The sequence below is a fragment of the Colwellia psychrerythraea genome (assembly GCF_000764225.1).
GTDB lineage: Bacteria > Pseudomonadota > Gammaproteobacteria > Enterobacterales > Alteromonadaceae > Colwellia > Colwellia psychrerythraea_D.
In genome coordinates, this window is the sequence record NZ_JQED01000015.1 from 383,135 (window position 1) to 403,931 (window position 20,797).

Annotated in this window: 15 protein-coding genes; 7 read left to right on the forward strand and 8 right to left on the reverse strand. The window is 38.9% G+C overall.

All coding sequences use genetic code 11. The features are described from left to right. Positions 1 to 279: 279 nt before the first annotated feature. Entirely contained in the window at positions 280 to 1,506 is a 1,227-nt protein-coding gene (locus ND2E_RS12870; protein ID WP_033093435.1) for a porin family protein, read from the reverse strand. A gap of 618 nt (positions 1,507 to 2,124) precedes the next feature. Between ND2E_RS12870 and ND2E_RS12865 the strand changes: the two genes are divergently transcribed. Beyond that, complete coding sequence (locus tag ND2E_RS12865) at positions 2,125 to 2,850, forward strand: sulfite exporter TauE/SafE family protein (RefSeq protein ID WP_033093436.1); 726 nt, start codon at positions 2,125 to 2,127, stop codon at positions 2,848 to 2,850. A gap of 536 nt (positions 2,851 to 3,386) precedes the next feature. On the opposite strand, the gene ND2E_RS12860 is transcribed toward ND2E_RS12865, so the two are convergent. The 4 genes from ND2E_RS12860 to ND2E_RS12845 form a co-directional block, all read right to left on the reverse strand. After that, positions 3,387 to 3,764, reverse strand: a complete 378-nt coding sequence (locus tag ND2E_RS12860) for a RidA family protein (protein WP_033093437.1) — start codon at positions 3,762 to 3,764, stop codon at positions 3,387 to 3,389. 115 nt (positions 3,765 to 3,879) lie between these two features. Then, positions 3,880 to 5,439: a BCCT family transporter gene (locus tag ND2E_RS12855; RefSeq protein WP_033093438.1), complete on the reverse strand. Its 1,560-nt coding sequence runs from the start codon at positions 5,437 to 5,439 to the stop codon at positions 3,880 to 3,882. 148 nt (positions 5,440 to 5,587) lie between these two features. Further along, positions 5,588 to 6,577: a dipeptidase gene (locus tag ND2E_RS12850; RefSeq protein ID WP_033093439.1), complete on the reverse strand. Its 990-nt coding sequence runs from the start codon at positions 6,575 to 6,577 to the stop codon at positions 5,588 to 5,590. A gap of 14 nt (positions 6,578 to 6,591) precedes the next feature. After that, positions 6,592 to 8,034: an aldehyde dehydrogenase family protein gene (locus ND2E_RS12845; protein WP_033093440.1), complete on the reverse strand. Its 1,443-nt coding sequence runs from the start codon at positions 8,032 to 8,034 to the stop codon at positions 6,592 to 6,594. Positions 8,035 to 8,124: 90 nt separating this feature from the next. Between ND2E_RS12845 and ND2E_RS12840 the strand changes: the two genes are divergently transcribed. Together ND2E_RS12840 and ND2E_RS12835 are read left to right on the forward strand one after the other, a co-directional pair. Continuing rightward, positions 8,125 to 9,048, forward strand: coding sequence for a LysR family transcriptional regulator (locus tag ND2E_RS12840; protein WP_033093441.1), 924 nt, complete (start codon positions 8,125 to 8,127; stop codon positions 9,046 to 9,048). A 347-nt stretch (positions 9,049 to 9,395) separates the two neighbouring features. Beyond that, positions 9,396 to 11,102, forward strand: coding sequence for a methyl-accepting chemotaxis protein (locus ND2E_RS12835; RefSeq protein WP_033093442.1), 1,707 nt, complete (start codon positions 9,396 to 9,398; stop codon positions 11,100 to 11,102). 166 nt (positions 11,103 to 11,268) lie between these two features. On the opposite strand, the gene ND2E_RS12830 is transcribed toward ND2E_RS12835, so the two are convergent. Further along, positions 11,269 to 11,451, reverse strand: coding sequence for a hypothetical protein (locus tag ND2E_RS12830; protein WP_033093443.1), 183 nt, complete (start codon positions 11,449 to 11,451; stop codon positions 11,269 to 11,271). A 520-nt stretch (positions 11,452 to 11,971) separates the two neighbouring features. Here ND2E_RS12830 and ND2E_RS12825 point away from each other — a divergent pair. The 4 genes from ND2E_RS12825 (at position 11,972) to ND2E_RS12810 (ending at position 17,638) form a co-directional block, all read left to right on the forward strand. Beyond that, complete coding sequence (locus tag ND2E_RS12825) at positions 11,972 to 13,681, forward strand: hypothetical protein (protein ID WP_033093444.1); 1,710 nt, start codon at positions 11,972 to 11,974, stop codon at positions 13,679 to 13,681. Between the two features lie 9 nt (positions 13,682 to 13,690). Continuing rightward, positions 13,691 to 14,428 carry a DUF3726 domain-containing protein gene (locus ND2E_RS12820; RefSeq protein WP_033093445.1) on the forward strand — a complete coding sequence of 246 codons (738 nt, stop codon included), beginning with the start codon at positions 13,691 to 13,693 and terminating at the stop codon, positions 14,426 to 14,428. Between the two features lie 135 nt (positions 14,429 to 14,563). Next, positions 14,564 to 15,316: a formate dehydrogenase accessory sulfurtransferase FdhD gene (fdhD, locus tag ND2E_RS12815; RefSeq protein ID WP_052056417.1), complete on the forward strand. Its 753-nt coding sequence runs from the start codon at positions 14,564 to 14,566 to the stop codon at positions 15,314 to 15,316. A 12-nt stretch (positions 15,317 to 15,328) separates the two neighbouring features. Continuing rightward, the gene (locus ND2E_RS12810; protein ID WP_033093446.1) at positions 15,329 to 17,638 is read left to right on the forward strand and encodes an FdhF/YdeP family oxidoreductase; all 2,310 of its coding nucleotides are present in this window, start codon (positions 15,329 to 15,331) and stop codon (positions 17,636 to 17,638) included. A 365-nt stretch (positions 17,639 to 18,003) separates the two neighbouring features. On the opposite strand, the gene ND2E_RS23080 is transcribed toward ND2E_RS12810, so the two are convergent. Further along, the gene (locus ND2E_RS23080; RefSeq protein WP_157825856.1) at positions 18,004 to 18,141 is read right to left on the reverse strand and encodes a hypothetical protein; all 138 of its coding nucleotides are present in this window, start codon (positions 18,139 to 18,141) and stop codon (positions 18,004 to 18,006) included. 147 nt (positions 18,142 to 18,288) lie between these two features. Further along, the gene (locus tag ND2E_RS12805; RefSeq protein ID WP_033093447.1) at positions 18,289 to 20,637 is read right to left on the reverse strand and encodes a CHASE domain-containing protein; all 2,349 of its coding nucleotides are present in this window, start codon (positions 20,635 to 20,637) and stop codon (positions 18,289 to 18,291) included. Between the last annotated feature and the right edge of the window lie 160 nt (positions 20,638 to 20,797).

Genomic DNA, 20,797 nt, shown 5'->3' on the forward strand with positions numbered 1-20,797 from the left:
ATTGTAAAACTCTTACTCAATATGACAAGGATACAGATCAATAAAAACGCGTGAAAATGCGTTATTAGATTATTCAAAATATAGAGACTTTTTCAATAGAGTGCAGGGTTTAACTATTGAAGTTAACACACCATTGGGGATTTAGAGCGGAGGTTGTTAAACTAGCCATCCGTGGCTTAAATAGATACCCAAAATAAAGGAGATTGGGGATATAACAGAGTATTTTGTAATGCCAGTCTTTCTCACAAAGTTACTGGCATAACACTGCCAAGTTCAGGCTTAGAAATAATAGCCGATATTGATGTTCAATCGCTTATTCCAATCATCAGCATTGCCAACGAATGTTCCACCGAGAAATGGCTGATTTTTAGCAATAACAAAATCAACATAAGCGTAGACACCACCTGCACTAATTGCAACGCCTGTTGCATTCATTGTAGTATCGTCTAACCCAGCTGACTTATCGGTTACTAAGTTATAATCGTTGTAGTAAGTCAGGTTAGTAATAGGTCCTAGCGACACTGATTGACTGTAAGATAAGTTAAGGTTATACGCCGTAGCTTCTGTTGGAATTGTGTCATAGAATGCCCAAGCGCCTACAGCTACCGCATCAGAGCCGTTATCTAGGTCATATTCATACTCTGAAGCTTGGAACATAATACCGAAGTTATCGATGTTGCTCTTTACATGAAAAGCGTATGCTGTGTGGTCGCCAACAGAGCCCACACCTGAGCCACCTTCAAGATCACCTGATAATAAAGAAACACCCACTTCCGTATTAGAGAAGAAGTTGTACGTATATCTTAAATTTATAGTATTACTCTCACCCATTTCTTGTGCAGGGGCGCTGTAAATACCTTCGCCACCAGCAAAATCACGGATGCCAACAACATCATAAGAATAGCGATGAGTTTTGTCACCTGAATAACCATCAACACCACCTTTTTCATCATTTAAGAAATAAGCAACACGAATATCATGTTTGTCATACTTACCAGTAAATGACAAACCTGCGTCGTAGTCATCTTCTAAACCAGCGTAATAACCAGAGCTAAAGAAAAAGTTGTTAGAGTTATAGTTTAAGTTACCAAAAGGCACTTGGGTAATACCCACCTTTCCTTCCCAGTTTTCATTGAATTGATAGGCTACATCGGCGTGGTGAATAACATCCATGTATTGATACCAGCGATATTGAGCTGACAGTTTAACATCACCAATACTACCATTTACATCTAAACGAAAGACGTCAAAATCAAAATCTCCACCACGATCTTTATTGTCATCATCATAATCTTCGTAGCTATATTGAAAACGTACTGCACCACCAATTTTAATCTTAGGCGTTAAATCTGTGGTGTTTTTTGTATTGGTATTAACTTCTTTTTTTAACTCAGCCACTTGTTTCTCAAGTTGCTCTAGTCGCTCAATTTTATCATTTTCTGTGGCCGCAAAGGCTGTTGTTGAGCTTGCTAACAATAACCCAAGCATTGGGATAGATGTTTTCATTAGTTATTCTCCAAAAGATAGTTCGCATTTGTTTTTATAATTAGATACGTTTTCATGTTATAAATTCTTAGAACATATTCAGAACGCTTAACAGCGTTAAACTGCCTCAATATGTTTTTGTTAAGTTCGAAAATAATACTAAGGAGATATTAACTAACATTGAAGTCAATTAGCTTAATCACTCAATAAGAGAATCTTATAACGGATAAAGCATTGAATTTAAATAATAGACTATCCCTTTGTTATTATGACTTATTTTTTTACAAATAAGTTACAATTAGCCAATAATAAAGATGAGTAGTATGGAAAAAATTAAGCTAAAAAACCATTTTTTCAGCTGCATTCAACCCATATATTCTTCTTATAACTGAAGCAAAGTAGCCAGCATAGGGTGCTTTAAATTGCTTTATTAATTCAAAGGAATAGAAAGTCAATTACGCGATTTAAAATACTTATCAAGCAGTAATATCTTTTCATTAGACGACAGAAAAAGAATCATGAATACTGAATAGATCTGCTAAAGAGTACAGTCTTAAAAACGCTCTTTCAAATGTTTACCAGCAAATATACATACCTCAATCATGTTAAATAAAAATATGCACTCGATAAATTATCGTCATGTTCATTGACCCCTCAGTGCTAATAGTGGCATTAATTGCCGTTGTAGCAGGATCTGCACTGCAAAGTATGTCTGGCTTCGGATTAGCCGTCATCGCCTCCCCTGTCTTGGTCATCATTAACCCTAATTTTTTGCCAGGACCTATACTGGCTTTAGGCTGTATTTTGTCCTTACTAAACTGTATTCGTTATCGCCAGCAGTTGCATTTTGGCAATATAAAACTAGCGCTGCTAGCACGCGTTCCTGGCTCTATACTGGGCATTTTATTGTTAGCAATATTGCCGCCAGCTTTCTTTGCTGTGGGTTTCTCCCTGTTGATCATAACTTCTGTACTACTGACTTATCAACGGCTCGATATCCATCATGGAAAGAAAAACTTAGTGATAGCAGGTTTTTTTTCAGGACTCATGGGCACCACTACATCCGTAGGTGGTCCACCCATTGCGCTGGTTTACCAAAATAGTAACCTAAGCACGCTAAGAGCAGAGCTTGGGCTTTTTTTTCTGATTGGTACACTGGTATCCCTGGCAATGTTATTCGCTTCAGGTAATATAAATTATGCTCATGTACAACTGACCTTACCTTTGGTGCCCGCAATATTTGTCGGATTTGGCATATCATTTTATTTGGATAAATATCTAGGTCAACGCTATTTAAAACCCATAATTGCTGCAATTTCGCTCACGTCTTGTGGCATTATCTTACTGAAAGCTTTCTTTTACTAACACGTGAAGTGCCGATGTTTTTCAACAGAATTACTGTAAAAACAGTAATTCTGCTTCCATTGAATAACTAAAACGCTGTCCCTTAATACTAATGAGTAGTTACTCAATATAATAATCTTAAGGCTGTATTACGTAGGTAATGAGGCACAGTGATTCCTGAGAATAAGCTCTGGCATCATCCAGCGGCAGTCATTGGTCATCATTTCTTTTGCTTGAGTACTTATTTCATCTAGTGCCAAGATACCTCCTGTTAGTTTAATGAATAGGCCATTACCGCTAATAGTGGAAAGTACTGTAGTTGAAACTAAAAAATGGAGAGTCATGCAAGCGTAAAGCAGTTCAAAACATAAATTAGTTTATGGAACTTCAGCCTACGACTTTTTCTGCATATGAATCTTCTTTTTACGTTGATTGCTTTTTTAAAAGAGATTAAGAATGACATGGTTATTAAATGAATAAAAAACCGGCAAGGTGCCGGTTTTTTTGTAGAATCTACCTACGATTAAAGAGACTCATCGCACTATTACTAATAGTGCTTATTGTGGTACCGCCGCATAAGCAACAACTTCACACAACATTTCTTCACGCGCTAAACCAGCAACAATCATGGCGGCTCTATTAGGGTATGGCGCTTGAAAATATTCAGCGTACACTTTATTAAATACTGGCAATTGATCGCGAGCAGTAACATAAATCAGAACTTGTGTAACATCATCCATTGTCAATTCAGCCGCTTCAATGGTGTGCTTAAAGTTTTCCATTGTTTGGCGTGCTTGCGCTTCAATACCACCTTCAACTACTTGGCCCTCTGCATTAATTGGGATCTGTGCAGTGGATAAGGTGTTGTTAGCAATAATTGCCCATTCTAATGGTGCTTTCGAAGCAAATAATTCAGTTTTTACAGGTGTTTTCATAATGTTTTCTCTAGGGTAAAGTAATCAAAAAAATTAAATTGAAGTTGAATCTGAGGGTATAACCATCTACTAAGCACCATTTATCTATACTGTGCTTAGCAGATGTAGGGATGACTTAAAGCCCTTGCTCATCGGCCATCTTGCGAGCAATTTGCGGTGCGTTCCATAAGGATGGTAATAAAACTAAAGATACAGGCACGGCCGTCACAACAATAAAGGATTGCAGTGCCGATATTCCCCCTGAGCCAATCGAGATAAGCACAGCAGCCATAACACCCATCATAATACCCCAGAATACACGTAAAGAGCTCTGCGGAGAATCAGTACCAGTCATGACCATAGACACTGAGAATGTCATTGAGTCACCCGTTGTTGCAACAAAGATAGTCGTTAATATTAAGAATAAAAACGAGATTATCCAGCCATATGGCAACTGATCTGTAATAGCTAATAATGCTGCTGGTAAATTAAAACCAGTAAAAGGTTCTGAAATAACACCCGGCGTTGCTAACTCAAAAGCTAAACCACTACCACCGACAATAGTGAACCAGAAGCAGGTGATAACTGGTGCAACAACTGAAATAGTTAAAATCATCTCACGAATAGTACGGCCACGAGAAATACGCGCAACAAACATAGCCATTAATGGGCCATAACCTAAGAACCATCCCCAAAAGAAGACTGTCCACCAATCAAGCCATGCAGTATTGGCGCGGTATGTCGCCATCGGAATAAAGTTATTGAGGTAAAGGCCAAAAGAGTGTAAGTAACTATCAAAGATAAATGCTGTAGGACCAAAAAGTAAAATGAATATCATCAAGAAAATAGCTAAAACGATATTAATACTACTTAATAGTTGGATACCTTTAGTAACACCACTTACCGCTGATAGGGTATAGATACAAATAAGACCAACTAATATAGCTACTTGAGTAGAGTAGGTATCAGGAATACCAAATAATTTTTCTAAGCCAAAACTGACCTGTAAACCAAGAAATCCAATAGGGCCTACAGTGCCGGCAACTACCGCCAGTACACAACATGCATCAACGATAGTACCAAAAGTCCCCTTCATCACTTTGTCGCCAAAAACCGGATACAATAAAGTACGTGGTTTTAAAGGTAGTCCTTTATCATAATGTAAATGCATAAGCACGACACCAGTCAAACTACCCAGAATAGCCCAAGCTAAAAACCCCCAATGCATAAAGCTCTGCGCTAACGCATTATAAGCAGCCTCAGTTGTGCCTGTTTCACCGCCAAAGTAAGGAGATGGAGAAGTAAAATGTGCCATCGGCTCAGCTGCAGCCCAAAATACACCACCACCGGCAAGTAAGGTACACATGATGATGGAGATCCATTTAAAGGTCGACATTTCTGGTACCTTTAATCCGCCCAATACTACGCCACCAGTACGACTTATCGCCATAAAAATGCCAATTATAAAAGTTAGGAGCAGGAGTACTTGCCAGTATGCACCAAACATTTTAGTTGATGCTGCAAAGGTTGAATTTACCCAGCCAGATACCATGTTGATATCATACAATGCTAAGATACAAAATAGCACTAGTGCGCCACCACTGATCAAAAATACGGGTATATCTACCCCTTCTAGGAATTTGATTTTCGGCATTTGAGCCTCACTCTCTTCCGAAATAGCTTTAGAAGTATTCATTATTATAGTCTCCTGATAGATCTCTTATCGTTATAATTTATATGTCACTATCTCTATACTGATTTCATACCAAACAGATTAACGTTACTGCTCGATTGCATATAATTAATCAAGCTGCTTGGTATTACTCAATACAAACTAGTGCCTTTTACACTTGTGGCTTTAACCCTTCATCGAGTAAGTTCAGCCAGTTCATGCCCATGACTTTGGCGATATCTTCCGCCCTAAAGCCTCGGTTTTGTAAACCCTTTGTAATATTTGGAAAGTCACGGCTATCACGAAACCAAGATAATGGACGAGGCCAATCAGCATTCGCTTTTGAGCCTTCCCCATAATCCATTTCCTTTGACCAACGTCCATTTCGCATCCATTCAAGTACAGATAAGGGTTGTTCTTGACACAAATCTGTACCAATACCAATATGATCAATACCCATTAAATCAGCAGTATTTGCCACCATGTCGCAAAAATCATCCAAGCTACAATCAGGGCCATTTTTAAGATGAAATGGGTAAAGGCTAAAGCCTAATAACCCACCTGATTCTCCCAATGCTTTTAGCACTGTGTCTGACTTATTGCGCTTGGCCTGATGAAAACTATTCGGGTTGGCATGTGAGATCACGATAGGACGTTCAGAGATGTCAATTGCTTCTAACGTACTGCGTTCTGCACTGTGGCTCATATCTACCACCATACCTACACGGTTCATTTCTTTGATCACTTGTTTACCAAAGCGAGTAACCCCACTGTCTTCTGCCTCATAACAACCACAAGCCAATAAACTTTGATTGTTATAAGTAAGCTGCATAATCATCAAATTGAGCTCACGCATGATCTCAACCATGCCGATATCATCTTCAATGGGAGAGCAATTTTGCGCGCCAAACATGATGCCAACCTTGCCGAGTTTTTTAGCAAGACGGATATCCGACGCGCTTTTCACTGGCATGATCAAATCATGGTGGAGCTCAAACTGGCGATTCCATTCACCTATTCGCAATAATGTTTCTCTAATTTGTTCATGGTAAACAACAGTGACATGCACCATTGTTACACCACCTTCTTTAAGCTGTTGAAAAATAGCCCGGTTCCAATTTGAGTACTGCAGGCCGTCAATGACAATAAGATCGTTATGCATAGTGACTACTCGATTTATGAACGGATATAAGTGGTTTTTACGATGGTGTAGAATTCTTTTGCGTAACTACCCATCTCACGTGAACCAAAACTAGAATCTTTACGGCCACCAAAAGGTACGTGATAATCAGTACCCGCAGTTGGTAAATTAACCATGGCACAGCCCGTTTGAGCATTGCGCTTGAAGTGCGTTGCCGCTTTTAGCGATTGTGTACAAATACCGCCAACTAAACCGTAATTAGTGTCATTTAGTGTGGCTAATGCTTCGTCATAATCTTTCACTTTAATCACACAAGCGATAGGTGCAAAAGCTTCTTCACGGTTGATAGTCATCGCATTAGTTGTTTCAGTGAATAAAGCTGGCGTCAGGTAATAACCTTCCGTTTCTTCGGTAATAACATCGCCACCACTGACTAACTTGCCGCCTTCATTTTTGGCAATTTCAAGGTAGTTAAGGTTTTGTTTCATTTGTCGAGCATCAGCAACTGCGCCAATGTGAACACCTTCACGTAATGGATGGCCAACAACAAGTTGCTTCATTCTCGCCACAACGGCATCAACAAAACGATCATGAATACCTTCGGTAACAATTAAACGTGATGACGCGGTACATTTTTGTCCTGTTCCAAAGAAAGCACCACCAACTGCACACTCAACTGCGTTATCTAAATCAGCATCATCAAGTACGATTAGCGCATTTTTACTGCCCATTTCTAATTGACATTTTACTAGGTTCGCCGCTGTTGCAATGGCAACTTTACGACCTGTTTCTAATGAACCAGTAAAGGTTAGTGCGTTAATCTTTTTAGAATTAATTAACAAGTCACCTACTTCAGCACCTGGGCCCATAACTAGGTTAAAGGTACCCGCAGGCAAACCTTGACGAGAGATGATTTCAGTTAATGCCCATGCGCTGGCAGGTACTTGGTTAGCAGGCTTTAATACAACGGCATTACCAAACGCTAAAGCTGGTGCAATTTTCCAAGCAGCGGTTGCTGTTGGGAAGTTCCACGGCGTAATAATACCAACAACACCAACTGGCTCTCTGCGCGTTTCAATTTCAATACCAGGGCGAACTGAATCGGCAGTTTCTCCCATTTGGCGTAAAACTTCAGCAGCATAATAATGGAAAAATTGACCCGAACGATAAATTTCGCCAGCGCCTTCAGGTAAAGTTTTACCTTCTTCACGTGCTAATAATTTACCCAATTCATCTTTACGGGCAATCAGTTCATCACCAATAGCCATTAATACTGAGTAGCGTTGTTCTAAGCCACTTTCTTGCCATTCAAGTTGGCCTTTAGTCGCTGCGTCTAGCGCCGATTCTGCTTGTTCTTGGTTCGCTTGGGCATAGTGACCAATAACATCGCTGGTATCAGCTGGACTGATATTAGCAAGTGAACTTGCCCCTTCTACCCATTCACCGTTGATGTAATTGCAAAAAATTGATTCAGACATAAATACCTCCATTAAATAATTGAATCCATTATAGGTAGTATGTTTTAATAATAAAAATTAATAAAAAATATCTACTGATAAGGATTCCTTATGTCACTACCTGAATTTAAAATAGCTCAGTTACGTCACTTCGTTTGGGTAGCGGAATTAAAGGGCTTCCATAGCGCAGCAGAAAAAGCGTGTCGTACTCAGCCGGCCATCTCTTTATCGATTCGAGATTTAGAAAATAAACTAGGCACGGTATTGTTTGAAAAAAGAAATTCGAAGACATCAAATACAGAGTTGACACCCTTTGGTCGTTATTTTCTTCCTAAAGCCAAAGAGCTTATCGCTCATCATGACAATGTTGCTCAAGATATGGCTTTGATGAGTGAACATAAAACCGGACATTTACGCCTGGCCTCAGTTCCTTCCATTGCCTGCAGGATGTTACCTGAGCTGTTATCAAAATTTATTGCAGATGTGCCAGAACTTCACATCAGTTTTTACGATGATAACTCTGAGGCTGTATTAAGAAAGGTTGAAAAACAACAAGTAGATATTGGTATCGCCAGTTTGCCTCACGGGCATGAACATGCTGACATCACCTTTATTCCAGTTTGGGAAGATCAGCTAGGCGTAGTTTGTCGTGAGGATCACCCCTTTGCTGAGGCCACTGAACTGCATTGGAAAGAGTTACGAAAACAGCGATTGATTCGAAATGGTACTTCTCGTCTGCTCGAAGATACAGAAGCCGAGCCATTATTAAGTGACTCTCAATTCCTCATCTCTAATATGCTGTCTTTAATTGCTATGTTAGAAGAGGGCCTTGGTATCACCACATTGCCTTGGTTCGCCTTCCCAAAAAATAATAGCAAACTTCGCTTTATTCCACTGACATCCCCAAAAATTGTGCGCCATATTGGCATCGTTCAACTCAAGAACAAAGCGTTATCTCCAGCAGCTGAGGCATTGGCAAAATTCATTTTAACTGAAACGGCTAAAAATAAAGCTATTGGCGTGAAACCAGAGTAAATGAAAAGGAATTGAAGCGAGGATTTAATAAGGATAAATAAAGCACAACAGCCAAAAAACACCACATTGACTATCGGTAATATTAAGAAATAAATAACGATATTTTACAGAAAATAGCTCTAGCCTATTAACATTCAAAGCAAGGACGCCTTTGAGTTTTTCTTTTCTCAACTATGTTCAATTTGAGATTAACCACGTTACCCATCAAACAAACCTCTCACGGTTAAAACAAACAGACATTCACGAAACTTTACATTTGCAAACGTGCAACTCTCAAAATTACTGCTACATTATAGTTTTAGCAGTACTTCTGTTATCAGTAATAGTATTATTTAAGGGACTATCAAATGACTATTAAAGTTCGATTAACTGCAATTTTAATTGTAATGATTATTTTACTTGCTACAGCGATAACTTCACAAAAAATTGCCACAAACAAAAATAAACATCAAACCCTAAGTAGCGATACTCGTTATCTTTCCTATTTAATAGCAGATGAATTTAGACAGAGCTCGATAGACTTAACCCGCCTTTGCCGTCTGTTTGTCGCTACTGGCGAACAAAAATATTGGGATGCTTATTGGCACATCGTTAATTGGCGTAATGGCAAGGTTGAGCGTCCTCATAATGTTGATAAAAATTTATATCCAGATCAGCGCATCAAACAAAGTACCATCATGAAAGAATTAAATTTCTCCGAAAATGAATTTTCTTTATTACAAAAAGCGAATAGTTACTCTAACACCCTGATTGCTACAGAAGAGCAAGCAATGCAAACAATTAAGAACGGCAAAGTTGCGCAAGGTCCGTTCCAAATATCCCCTAATGAAAGTATCAATGATTTTGCTTTACGTTTAGTTTTCAGTGATGCATACCAGCAAGATGTCAAAAAAATAATGACCCCCGTAAACCAGTTTTTTAATGATTTAGATAAGCGTACCGCAGATGATTTACTTCGCTCACAACACGAGGCAGATTTTTGGTTGAGTAATAGCTTAATCGTACAAGTAATTGTCGCCATAATATTACTTTCACTGATGTTTTTTATGAAGATCACCCTATTTAAACCATTAGAGCATGTCATTAATGCTATGAATAATATAGGTGGCGGCGATGGAGATTTGAGCCAACGCTTACATGAGCACGGCCAAGATGAATTATCTTCTCTCGGCAAAGGTTTTAACCTATTTGCCAGCTATATTCAAACAGTCGTAATTGAACTACGTAGTTCAATAGGTGAAATTTCTAGCTCATCTGCACAATTAAACACAACAGCCAATTTAACCGAGCAGTCTGTTACCGAGCAAAAAGTTGGCATTGAACAGGTACTTATTGCTATAGAAGAAATGATTCCTGCGGTTCAGGAAGTTTCCGTTAATGCTTCGCAAGGGCTTGAACAAGTACAGCTTTCTGATGAAGCAGCCAGAAAAGGCTTACAAGTGGTTGATGAAGCAAATAATAATATCAACTTATTAGAAGTAGATATTGATAATGCATCAGAAGTAATTAATAAACTTGCGCAAGATACTAACAATATTGGCTCAGTATTAGATGTTATCCGTGGCATTGCCGAACAAACCAACTTATTGGCCTTAAATGCTGCCATTGAAGCAGCGCGTGCCGGCGAGCAAGGGCGAGGTTTTGCTGTGGTAGCTGATGAAGTTAGAACTTTAGCTAAGCGCACACAAGATTCAACATCTGAAATTCAACAAATGATTGAGAAACTACAAGTTGGTGCTAAGGACGCTGTAAATGTCATAGTGCAAAGTAAAAATCGCACTATTGATTGCGTTGAAAATACAGGGCAAGCTGCTCACTCGTTATCAAAAATCTCCTCATCTGTTGGAGAAATTACCGGTGTTAATAGCCAAATCGCCTCAGCAACTGAAGAGTTAAATGCTAGCATAGAGGAAATTCGCCGTACTGTTGATAATATCAATCAACATGTTGAACTCACCGCTAAGGGCTCCCAAGAAACAGCCAATAAAAGTGACTATACCACTCAACTTACCAGTCAAATGCAGCTATTAATTGAGCGCTTTAAAACGGAATAATACTGTTAGGCTGCTAGTTTTAAATTGGCAGCCAAACCATTGTCATTTCAAAGCTATTAAGACTCTCTCACTCCGTGAAAATTAACAAAAGTTAATTAACAATAAGATACCTAACTGATTTATAAAGATTCAATCAAAATAAAATTCATATTTTCTTTAAGTAATATCAGTTATAACCGCGAACATAACTCGCTGTACTGACATCATTACAAGGTGCTTGTTCATGCTTTCTTCCATGCTGTGATGTATTGTTATTAGTCGGGTGTTTATTTTCGCTAACAGCCACTTCGTTATGCTCTAACCCTGTTGCGTTAAAATAATTACTTTCGTCATGTGTTAGTGAATTCATGATGCACCTCAATCAATTTATGCGGTTTAATAAGTATCCAATTGGATATGCAATGATTATAGATAGCATCTTTCGATAATAAAAATTAATAAATAATATCTAGTGATAAAATAAACTTATATAAAACATTCACCCTTCTCCATTTGCTCTTCAGTGCTTTAAAGCTATTAATAACTCACATGATTACCCTGGTAAAAAACACAAAGAACTCTAAATAAAAAACTATGCCAACACAAAACAAAAACCAATAAATAGCATTATTATTCAATTAGTTAATAGTCACGTATAAGTTTTACTTATCAGCTGATAGACCTTATTACCTTGTATAAAACACCATAATTGGCCAAAAATAACAATACATTCAGTGAGGTCATTTTTTAGACTTCCTTTATATCTAGGTTGATTTATTAAAGCTTCAACGAGTTAATGTTTGAGTTTGCTTCTGTCTCAGGATAAGAACAACAAGAAAATTGAAGTCAATTCAGATAACATATTTTGTATAGCAAATGAGGATCAGTAAATGACAACAAATGCAGCTATCCAGTCATCACTTTGGGGTGAAAACTCACTACCCCTTCGCCCTGCGAGTCAAGTGATGAAGCTGGAACGCCTTGGGGCTTATCATCAAAGTCGCTTAAGTTTTATGCGTACTTTGGTACGTCGAATATTTCGTGAACGCTGGAAGATTGAACCCGCCCTTTTTAATCTAGATCATGAGGGCTACGGCACTGTTGTCTATGAAGTGCAAGCTCCCCACGGCCTATTCAGCTTTGTTCTTTTTTCAGATTACCTTTCTCCTGACGAGCGTAATGATCGTGTTATCGCGACCAAATGGGACCTTACTATGGCCCTAGTTGAGGGTAAGGTTGATCAAGAGTACATTGAAAAATTACGAGAAAATGTTCCAAAACAGGAAGCAGGACGCGTTGATGCACGTGTTTTTGTGCTATCTCGAGCCAACCGCAGTGCCCGCAACTTTGATTATGTGGTTAATCAACTTGCTGCAGGTGAGCAACCTGATGTGGCAAAAATTGTTGAAGTAGGTTACTTATATCGCACCACAGCCGTATATGGCAGTGGTAAACTCGGCATGGCTGATTGGGAAAAAGTTAGAGAAAAGCATAAAGATTTTGCTCGTCCATTTGCTGGTGAAATGTTTGTCTGTCTGATGCTTCGTAATTTCAGCCTATTGCAAGTTGAACATATTGCTCGCCATAAATCCCCCGATACATTTAATCCAATGAAGCCAGAGATTAAACGTTATTTTGGCATTGGTAATTCAACCGGTTTAGGCATGGCGCCTTACTTGGTCAATCACCCATTACTTATTAATCAATGGATAGAGATGCGTGAATTGGCATTAGCACGTGTTCGTGTCCTTGGTAGCATTAACCAACAAGTACGTGAAACAATTAGTCAATTGATTGACCGTAGTGCGCAACATACTCTTGAAACACTGACAGAAGATGAATGGCAAACCAATAATAATAAGGCCGTTATTGATGATATGGCCTCTCTAAAAAGCCGTATTGAATGTGGTTTTGATAGATGGGATGAGTTGCTTGAGTACAGCGAACAACATTGCTCATTGCAAGGCCAAGAAATGTTAGTGTCATGCATGTTAGAAATATACCCTGAACTTGTCGACGAATTAGAAGACTTCCACAGTGCTGAAGAGTTTTTAGATCTTGACCCACTTATGCCTGCTGAACAGCTTAAAGATATCATAGAAAACAGTTATGACTGGGCTCTAGCAATAGATTTTGACGCGGAAGGTGCACGTGAAACCTACTGGTATCGTTCAGAAGAAAAGATGGAACCTCGTTTAGGTAGTGTTGCCGATATTGAAGGTAAAAAGAAACAGATGGCACTTGGTGTCGGTTATGCTGTACGCAAATGTTATAACCAATTAATTGAATATATCGCACAAAATCCAGAAGATACCACCGCTCGATTTATGGTTGCGCATCCTAAATTACGCGGGATCGTACGTCGCATTCAAGGCATGAACCGCTGTGTTTATGGCGATATTCAAGCAAACTTGTTAGATCGCGAAGTATTACCTATGCATTTATTACGTGCAAAGTTAGCTTTCTTTGGTGTAAGTAAATTTGATCCTCGTTCTCGTTTATGGGTACGTAATACCATGTTCCAGGGCGCGCCCCTGTTAGAAGAAATTGGCCAAACATTTAATGACGATTGGTTCATGCCACTAGCACCAAAGCAATAGGAGAGTTCCGTGAATATTTCAATGAATGAATTAAAAGCAGCTCTACGTAGATGCTTTGAAGCAAGCGATTACTTTGTCGGTAATTATGAAGACGCAGCCAACATGGTGTTGTGGTTAGAGAAACATGGCTTAAATGGCTTGAGCGAATTTAAGCTAGCTCTGCCTTATATTGGTGAAGATAAAAACAAGCCATTGAGTAATGTTATCTACGAAGATAGCACCTCAGCAACAATTGATGCTCACCATCGCAGTGCGCTAAATTGTATTGCGGCAGCGGTTGACTTAGCGCACGCCAAAGCCTTAGAGAGTGGTATTGCTACTGTCACAGTGCATAATTGTCATAACAGAATATTTATTCTTAAAGCGCTAACTGATCGTGGACGAAGCGGTATTAGTGCAGCAGCTTATTGGCAAAATGGCAGTGACAGTGTGACAGAACATACTGCAGCCATTCGCTCTGGTCAGCGTTATCCTAGTTACAGTGAAGGGGTTACTAACCTAAAAAGCAATGAGAATGACAAACAAGCGCTGACTATTATTTGTAGCTCACGCGTAGATTTAACATCTTCGTTGCAAAATAGCAAAAGTCATTTTATTAGCCCTAAACAAGTAGAAAGCAACAAAGAACATACTGTTGAACATGGTATTGAAATTGACGCAGACGTTTGGGAAGAGATAAATAAAATAGGCTTAGGCGTACTCGTTGAAAATACCGAGCGTTCACGAAGAGATGCCGGTGGTAATTAAAACCAAGCAGTAAGCCTATTAGTTAGTATCGGCAAACACCTAGTGTATGTCGATACTCTCCTTCTATACTATAAAGTTAAAATTCCATTATTTTACAAAACTAAGCCTTAGTGCACCTTTAGCAATAACATAGCAATGACTGAACCTTCTGAGCAAAAACGACACCAAGCACAATTGCTCGAAGTAGCTGTTGCTCTTAGTATCAATGGCATTAGCCAAGCGGTCATGATGGCATCGCCAAAACATCTAAAAGATTTTGCGCTGGGCTTTAGCTTAAGTGAAGGGTTAATTAGCTCAAGAAACGACGTTTTAGATATTGTTGTGCATGCTCATGAATGCGGCTGGCAAGTTGATTTACTCGTTTTAGCAAGAGTTCAACACCAACTTAAGCAACGGCGTAGAACGATGGCAGGACCAAGCGGCTGTGGCCTTTGTGGGCTTGACTCTATCAAAGCAGCCATGTCATTGAACTTACCGCAAGAAAAAAAAGTAGTCAACGCATGTAAAATACCGACTGAGCAGGTGATCATGCAAGCGAAGGATGCCTTACCAGCAATAGTAAAAAGCTCAGGTGGCATAAGAGGAAATCATTGCGCTGCATTCTTTGACTTATCGGCGAATATGCTTGCTTTTCGAGAAGATGTTGGTCGTCATTCAGCACTGGATAAATTGATCGGCTGCTTATCACACAAAAAACAATCGATGAATGAAGGTTTTGCTTTAATAACAAGTCGCTGTAGTCATGATTTAATTGCTAAAGCTGCTCGTTTATCGTTTTCAACATTAGTTACGCTGGCGCAACCAACCGACTTAGCAGTTAGCTCCGCCCGAAAAACACAACTAACCTTGTTTTGCTTCCAATACGGTCAATTAAAACGCTACGCCTAGAAGAGAATTCAAATGTCCACCTCAACAAAAATAAAGTCGTCAAAAAACAGCTCATCAAAAAGAAAATCTGCTTATTCATCAGCCGCAGGCGGTTGGGGGGCACTTAGAAGTTCAGCTAAACATTTAATCCAAAGTGAAAATGCAGCTAAAAGCGTGAAAGCATTACTTAAAGCTAACCAACCTGGTGGCTTTGATTGTCCCGGTTGCGCTTGGGGAGATGCTAAAAGCGCTGGCAAAGTAGACTTTTGTGAAAATGGCGTTAAAGCGATTGCATGGGAAGCGACAAGTAAACGTGTCGACAGCCACTTCTTCAAACAAAACTCTATTTCGCAACTACAACAATGGGATGATCATGCACTGGAAAAAAGTGGTCGTTTAACTGAGCCTATGTATTTTGATGGTGAAAGTGAACATTATCAACCTATTAGTTGGGAAGCCGCTTTTAACATGATTGGTAGTAGTCTTAAGCAACTATCATCACCTAATCAGGCATTATTATATACCTCAGGCAGAGCCAGTAATGAAGTAGCTTATCTATATCAGTTATTTGGCCGAGTGCTGGGGACTAACAACTTTCCTGATTGCTCAAACATGTGCCATGAAGCCTCTGGCATTGGTATGACAAATAGTATTGGTACAGGCAAAGGCACTGTAACTATTGAAGACTTTTCTAAAGCTGATGCCATTTTTGTCTTTGGCCAAAACCCTGGCACCAATCACCCTCGTATGCTGGGAACCTTACGAGAAGCAAGTAAACGCGGCGCTAAAATTGTTTCAATAAACAATTTAAAAGAACGTGGATTACAGAAGTTTTCAGACCCACAAAGCCCGAAGGAAATGATATTTTTAACGGGTACAGATATTAGTCGACACTATTTCACGCCAAGATTAGGCGGTGATATGGCATTATTGCGCGGTGTTGCTAAATGTTTATTCGAGCGATTTGAAGAAGACAAGTCAGTACTTGATACCGATTTCATTCAAAAGCATTGCCACGGTTTTGAAGCATATCAACGCAGCGTGGTATCAACTGATTGGACTACAATTCTTGAGCAATGTAATTTAAGCAAAGAAGAAGTTGAACAAATAGCCACGATATACGCTTGCAATGATAATGTTATATTCACTTGGGCTATGGGGATCACTCAGCACCGTCATTCTGTCAATACCGTACAAGAGCTGCTCAATGTACTCATGCTACGTGGCAATATAGGTAAAGCTGGTGCTGGCGCATGCCCTGTTCGTGGTCATTCAAATGTACAGGGAAATCGTACCGTTGGCATTGATGAAAAACCGCCCATGCTTTTTCTTGATGCATTAGAAAAACGATACTCTTTTAACGTACCTCGTGAGCATGGCTTTAATACCGTCGACTCTATTCATGCCATGCTTGAGGGAAAAGCAAAAGTATTTATTGCCCTAGGAGGCAATTTTGCCGCAGCAACACCCGATACAGAACGTAGTTATCAAGCTTTGCAACAATGTGATTTAACCGTGCAAATTAGCACGAAACTAAACCGAAGCCATTTGATAACAGGAAAACGCGCGTTAATTCTTCCGTGCCTTGGCCGGACAGAAATTGATCATCAAAAAAGCGGCGAACAATGCATTACGGTTGAAGATTCAATGAGTATGGTGCATAGCTCAACAGGGCAAAATGAACCAGCATCTGACCTACTTCGCTCAGAAACAGCCATTGTAGCGGGTATCGCGATGGCCTCGGTTGGCGATAACATAGTAAATTGGCATAAATTAGCCAGTGATTATGCTTTAATACGTCAAGAAATCAGTGTCGTTATTCCTGACTTTGAGCACTACAATGCCCGAATAAAAGAAGGTAGAGGATTCTACCTAAAAAACCCTGCTGCCCAACGGCAATGGCGTACGCCCAAGAAAAAGGCGATATTTTCTGATGCTAAACTGCCTGAGCAACTCGCCCATGAACGTGCGCAATCCCTGACTAATAAACCGATATTTACACTGCAAACATTGCGCTCGCACGATCAATACAATACGACAATTTATGGTATGGATGATCGTTATCGCGGTGTTTACGGAGAGCGAAACGTTATTTTTATGAATGCAGAAGATCTCAGTAAACAGTCACTAAAAAATGGTGATTATGTAAAAATAACTACCGTATCAAACGATGGTATTGAACGCGCACTCACTAATTTCAAAATTATTGAATACTCCATACCTTCAAGCTGCGTCGCTGCTTATTACCCTGAAACTAATCCTTTAGTGCCTTTAGAAAGTGTTGCAGAGAATTGTGGAACGCCCACCTATAAATCAATTGCGGTATCAATCGACAAGATGTGATCTTTTGAAAAAGTACTCTCTTTGTATTTATTAGAGCTACAGCTATCACTGTAGTAATGAAGCAAGCTTCCTTACTCTTAATGCCTTGCTATAAGCTAATTTTAGTCCCCCCCCCCACTAAAGGGTCAGTTAATTCATTACAAGGATGTGGTGAAAAACTCAGTAAAGCTCAGTTATAATATTACAACTAACTATTGATAAGATTGAGTTAGCGCATATCGAAATATATTTAAATAACTTATGCCCCGCATTACGACATAAAAAAATATACTTAATGTGAGCTTTAATAAAGAAAAAGCTCCACTACTGTTTCAATAGAGGAGCTTAAGTTTTCCGTAGAAAGTAAATCAACACCGATTTATTTGCTATTCTTCTGATTGTGTTATTTCTACATCCATGTCATCAGCAACTGAGTTACCACTCAGTATTGCAGTCACAGCCATAATAATTACTGCAAATATCACGGTAGTTAATTTAAACCCTCGTGATGATGAATTATTCATTTTTTTACCTTTGCCACAGCCTGTTATATTTATTATTAAGCTGTACTATTTATGAACAGACAGGGTGACACTAAACTATTAACTTTTTTTTTACAAGGTTTTTATATTTTTTAGAAAAAGAGATTTAGCCATTTAAAAAATATACAGCTAGCTCATCAAATCAAATATTAGTCCTTGTTGAATTTCTTGTTGTTCTTTTGATGAAATAATGACTCGAATAGAGGAGTTAAGCACTCCTACCCCAGAGCTTAACGCACCTAAGGTAGTATCACCTCCGAGTAATTGACTATATTTAATCGCCATCGCCAGTGAAGTACTATCAGCGGCCAAATCACCCGAAGTTCTTTCAATAACCCCATGCTCATTTGTATCCAAAGAAGCGGGGTTTAGTGGTGATAAAGTAAAAAACAAACTTGTATCTGCAAGCTTATGTTTATGTAGTTTGATTGATAAACGAAGTGCATCGACTTTCAGTAAGTGATGCGCACTCTCAATCAAAGCATTGAGTAATTTCTGCATATATAACTCATCACTATTAAGGTAGTGAGGCACACTTTCATCAATCAAGAAGAAAACAGATTTCCCTTCATACGCATTGCTTGCTTTCAATAACGATTCAGTACGCTGTAAAAAACCATGAAAATCAAAACAGTCTTCTTTTGCAGTAATTTTGCCTGACTCAATATCAGATAAATCCATCATAGTATCGAGGAGTAAAGCGACATTACTGCCGGCATGACTTATTCCTGTAACCTGTATATTGTTTATGCCTTTTTTCTTTAACTGTTCAATAAAAGATTTCATTGCTAGCAATGGAACACGCAACTCTTTATTTAGGTTATTTAAGAAGTTACTTTTAGCCAAACTTTTTTCTTCTGAACTTTCTTTCGCTAAAATAAGTGCTCGGGTTTTAATGTCAACTTGTTCCCCTAACTCACTTGAATAAGCCGCCATCATTAATACCAACATTTGAAATAATACTGCGCCAAATGTCCCACCAACAAGTACAGCCCATGCTTGCCAACTTTTATCTTGCCTGAACCAAGGCTCTTTTTCCGCAATACTAATTTGCCAAAGGCGTGAAAAGACCTCGATAGTCATTGTATCTACATGACGATTTACCTTAGGAAAATCATGACCAAATAAAGTAAGAGGTTTATTAGTCGACACATCCTGAATAAAAAAACTCACCTCTTGTTCATTTTGCTCGGCAAGACGCTTAAAAAAGTTATCAAATTGGGCAACGGCTACAACAAAACCTAATAATTTCCCTTTTTTAATTATTGATAGTTTCTGTTTTCCATACTCATCCATAATCCCATTATCTTCTGGAGGTGAGAAAACAGCTTTACTAAACAACATACCTGGCTTGGCTAATTCATCTTGTACTAAAGTGATTGGCGCACTCGCCACCGCCGTTATACTTTTAGTTACTGCCTGCATAGACAAAATATGTGTGGGATTGCTATAAACATCTAACCCCAATGCTGCTTGGTTATTGTATTGAGGATAAATATAATACAAGGGAGCATATTCAGTACGAGAGAGAGCTGGGGTAGGCTTGCCACTTTCGCTACGTTCGCTAATATAAAAGTTTTTTTGTAAAGTTGATGAACTTTTTTGTTCAAAAGTTACTCGCTCATCAAAGGTAACAATCGGTGCCCACTCTAGTGCTCTGACACTTGAACTCTGCTCAAGAATACCTTCACTAAATAAATTAAACTCTGTTAACGAGATATTATCACTAGCTTTAAATAATGCTGCAAGGCTATTAACTTTGTTAGCTACATCATTCACTTCAGCAAGAACTAAACGCTCAACTTCCACTTTCGATTGTTTAAACAGTGCTTCTCTATAGTCTTGTTGTTCGTTTTGAGAGGTTTTAAGCAGTAACAAAATAGCTAACCCACCTAAGATTGAGGTAAAACTAACAAAGAGTCGTTTAGTTAATTTGAACTGCTCAGCATTGTTAACTAATAACAATAAAGGAATAAAAAATACCGCTGCTAACATGCTCGTTGACCAGGTATTCATAAAAGTATAGAAAAAAGTGCCCGTGATGACTTGATTATCGAGTATGGTAATAACTAATACTGAGCTAGCCGAAATTAGACTTGGAATGGGACCAATACGTAATAAAAAGAAAAAGAGTTGCTTCCTTGAAGTTAACCACCTTTTATAGTGGATAAAATGAAACACCAGCTGTTTAGTCCAATAACCTTGTAAAATGATGGCTAACACAGCAATAATCATTACTGCTAAATTTGCATCTAGCTTAAAGTAATAGTCTAGGCCAAAAGCTAAAATTGGACTCACCAGTAATACAGCAATCAGTGGTGTGATCCCCCAAAGCAGTAATAAACCACTAAAAAGTGCTGCCGAAGGGCCGACAAAGTTAACTAACGATTGAGGGTTGATCAGCCATATTGCGCCAAAAGCAACAGCGAGATATAAAAGGCCAGAGATAAAAATACGCGGTAAATGGTGTTGCATCATAGGTAATTATTTAAAGCCGGCAAAGTGAGTCAGTTAATCGATTGATAATTTATCCTCTTGATTATCAATTAATACTAGCACTATCCCCATGACACTTCAAAATACCCTCTCTTCTAGAGTGAGCTACCAGTTTAGGCAAATTATTGAATTTAAAATAATA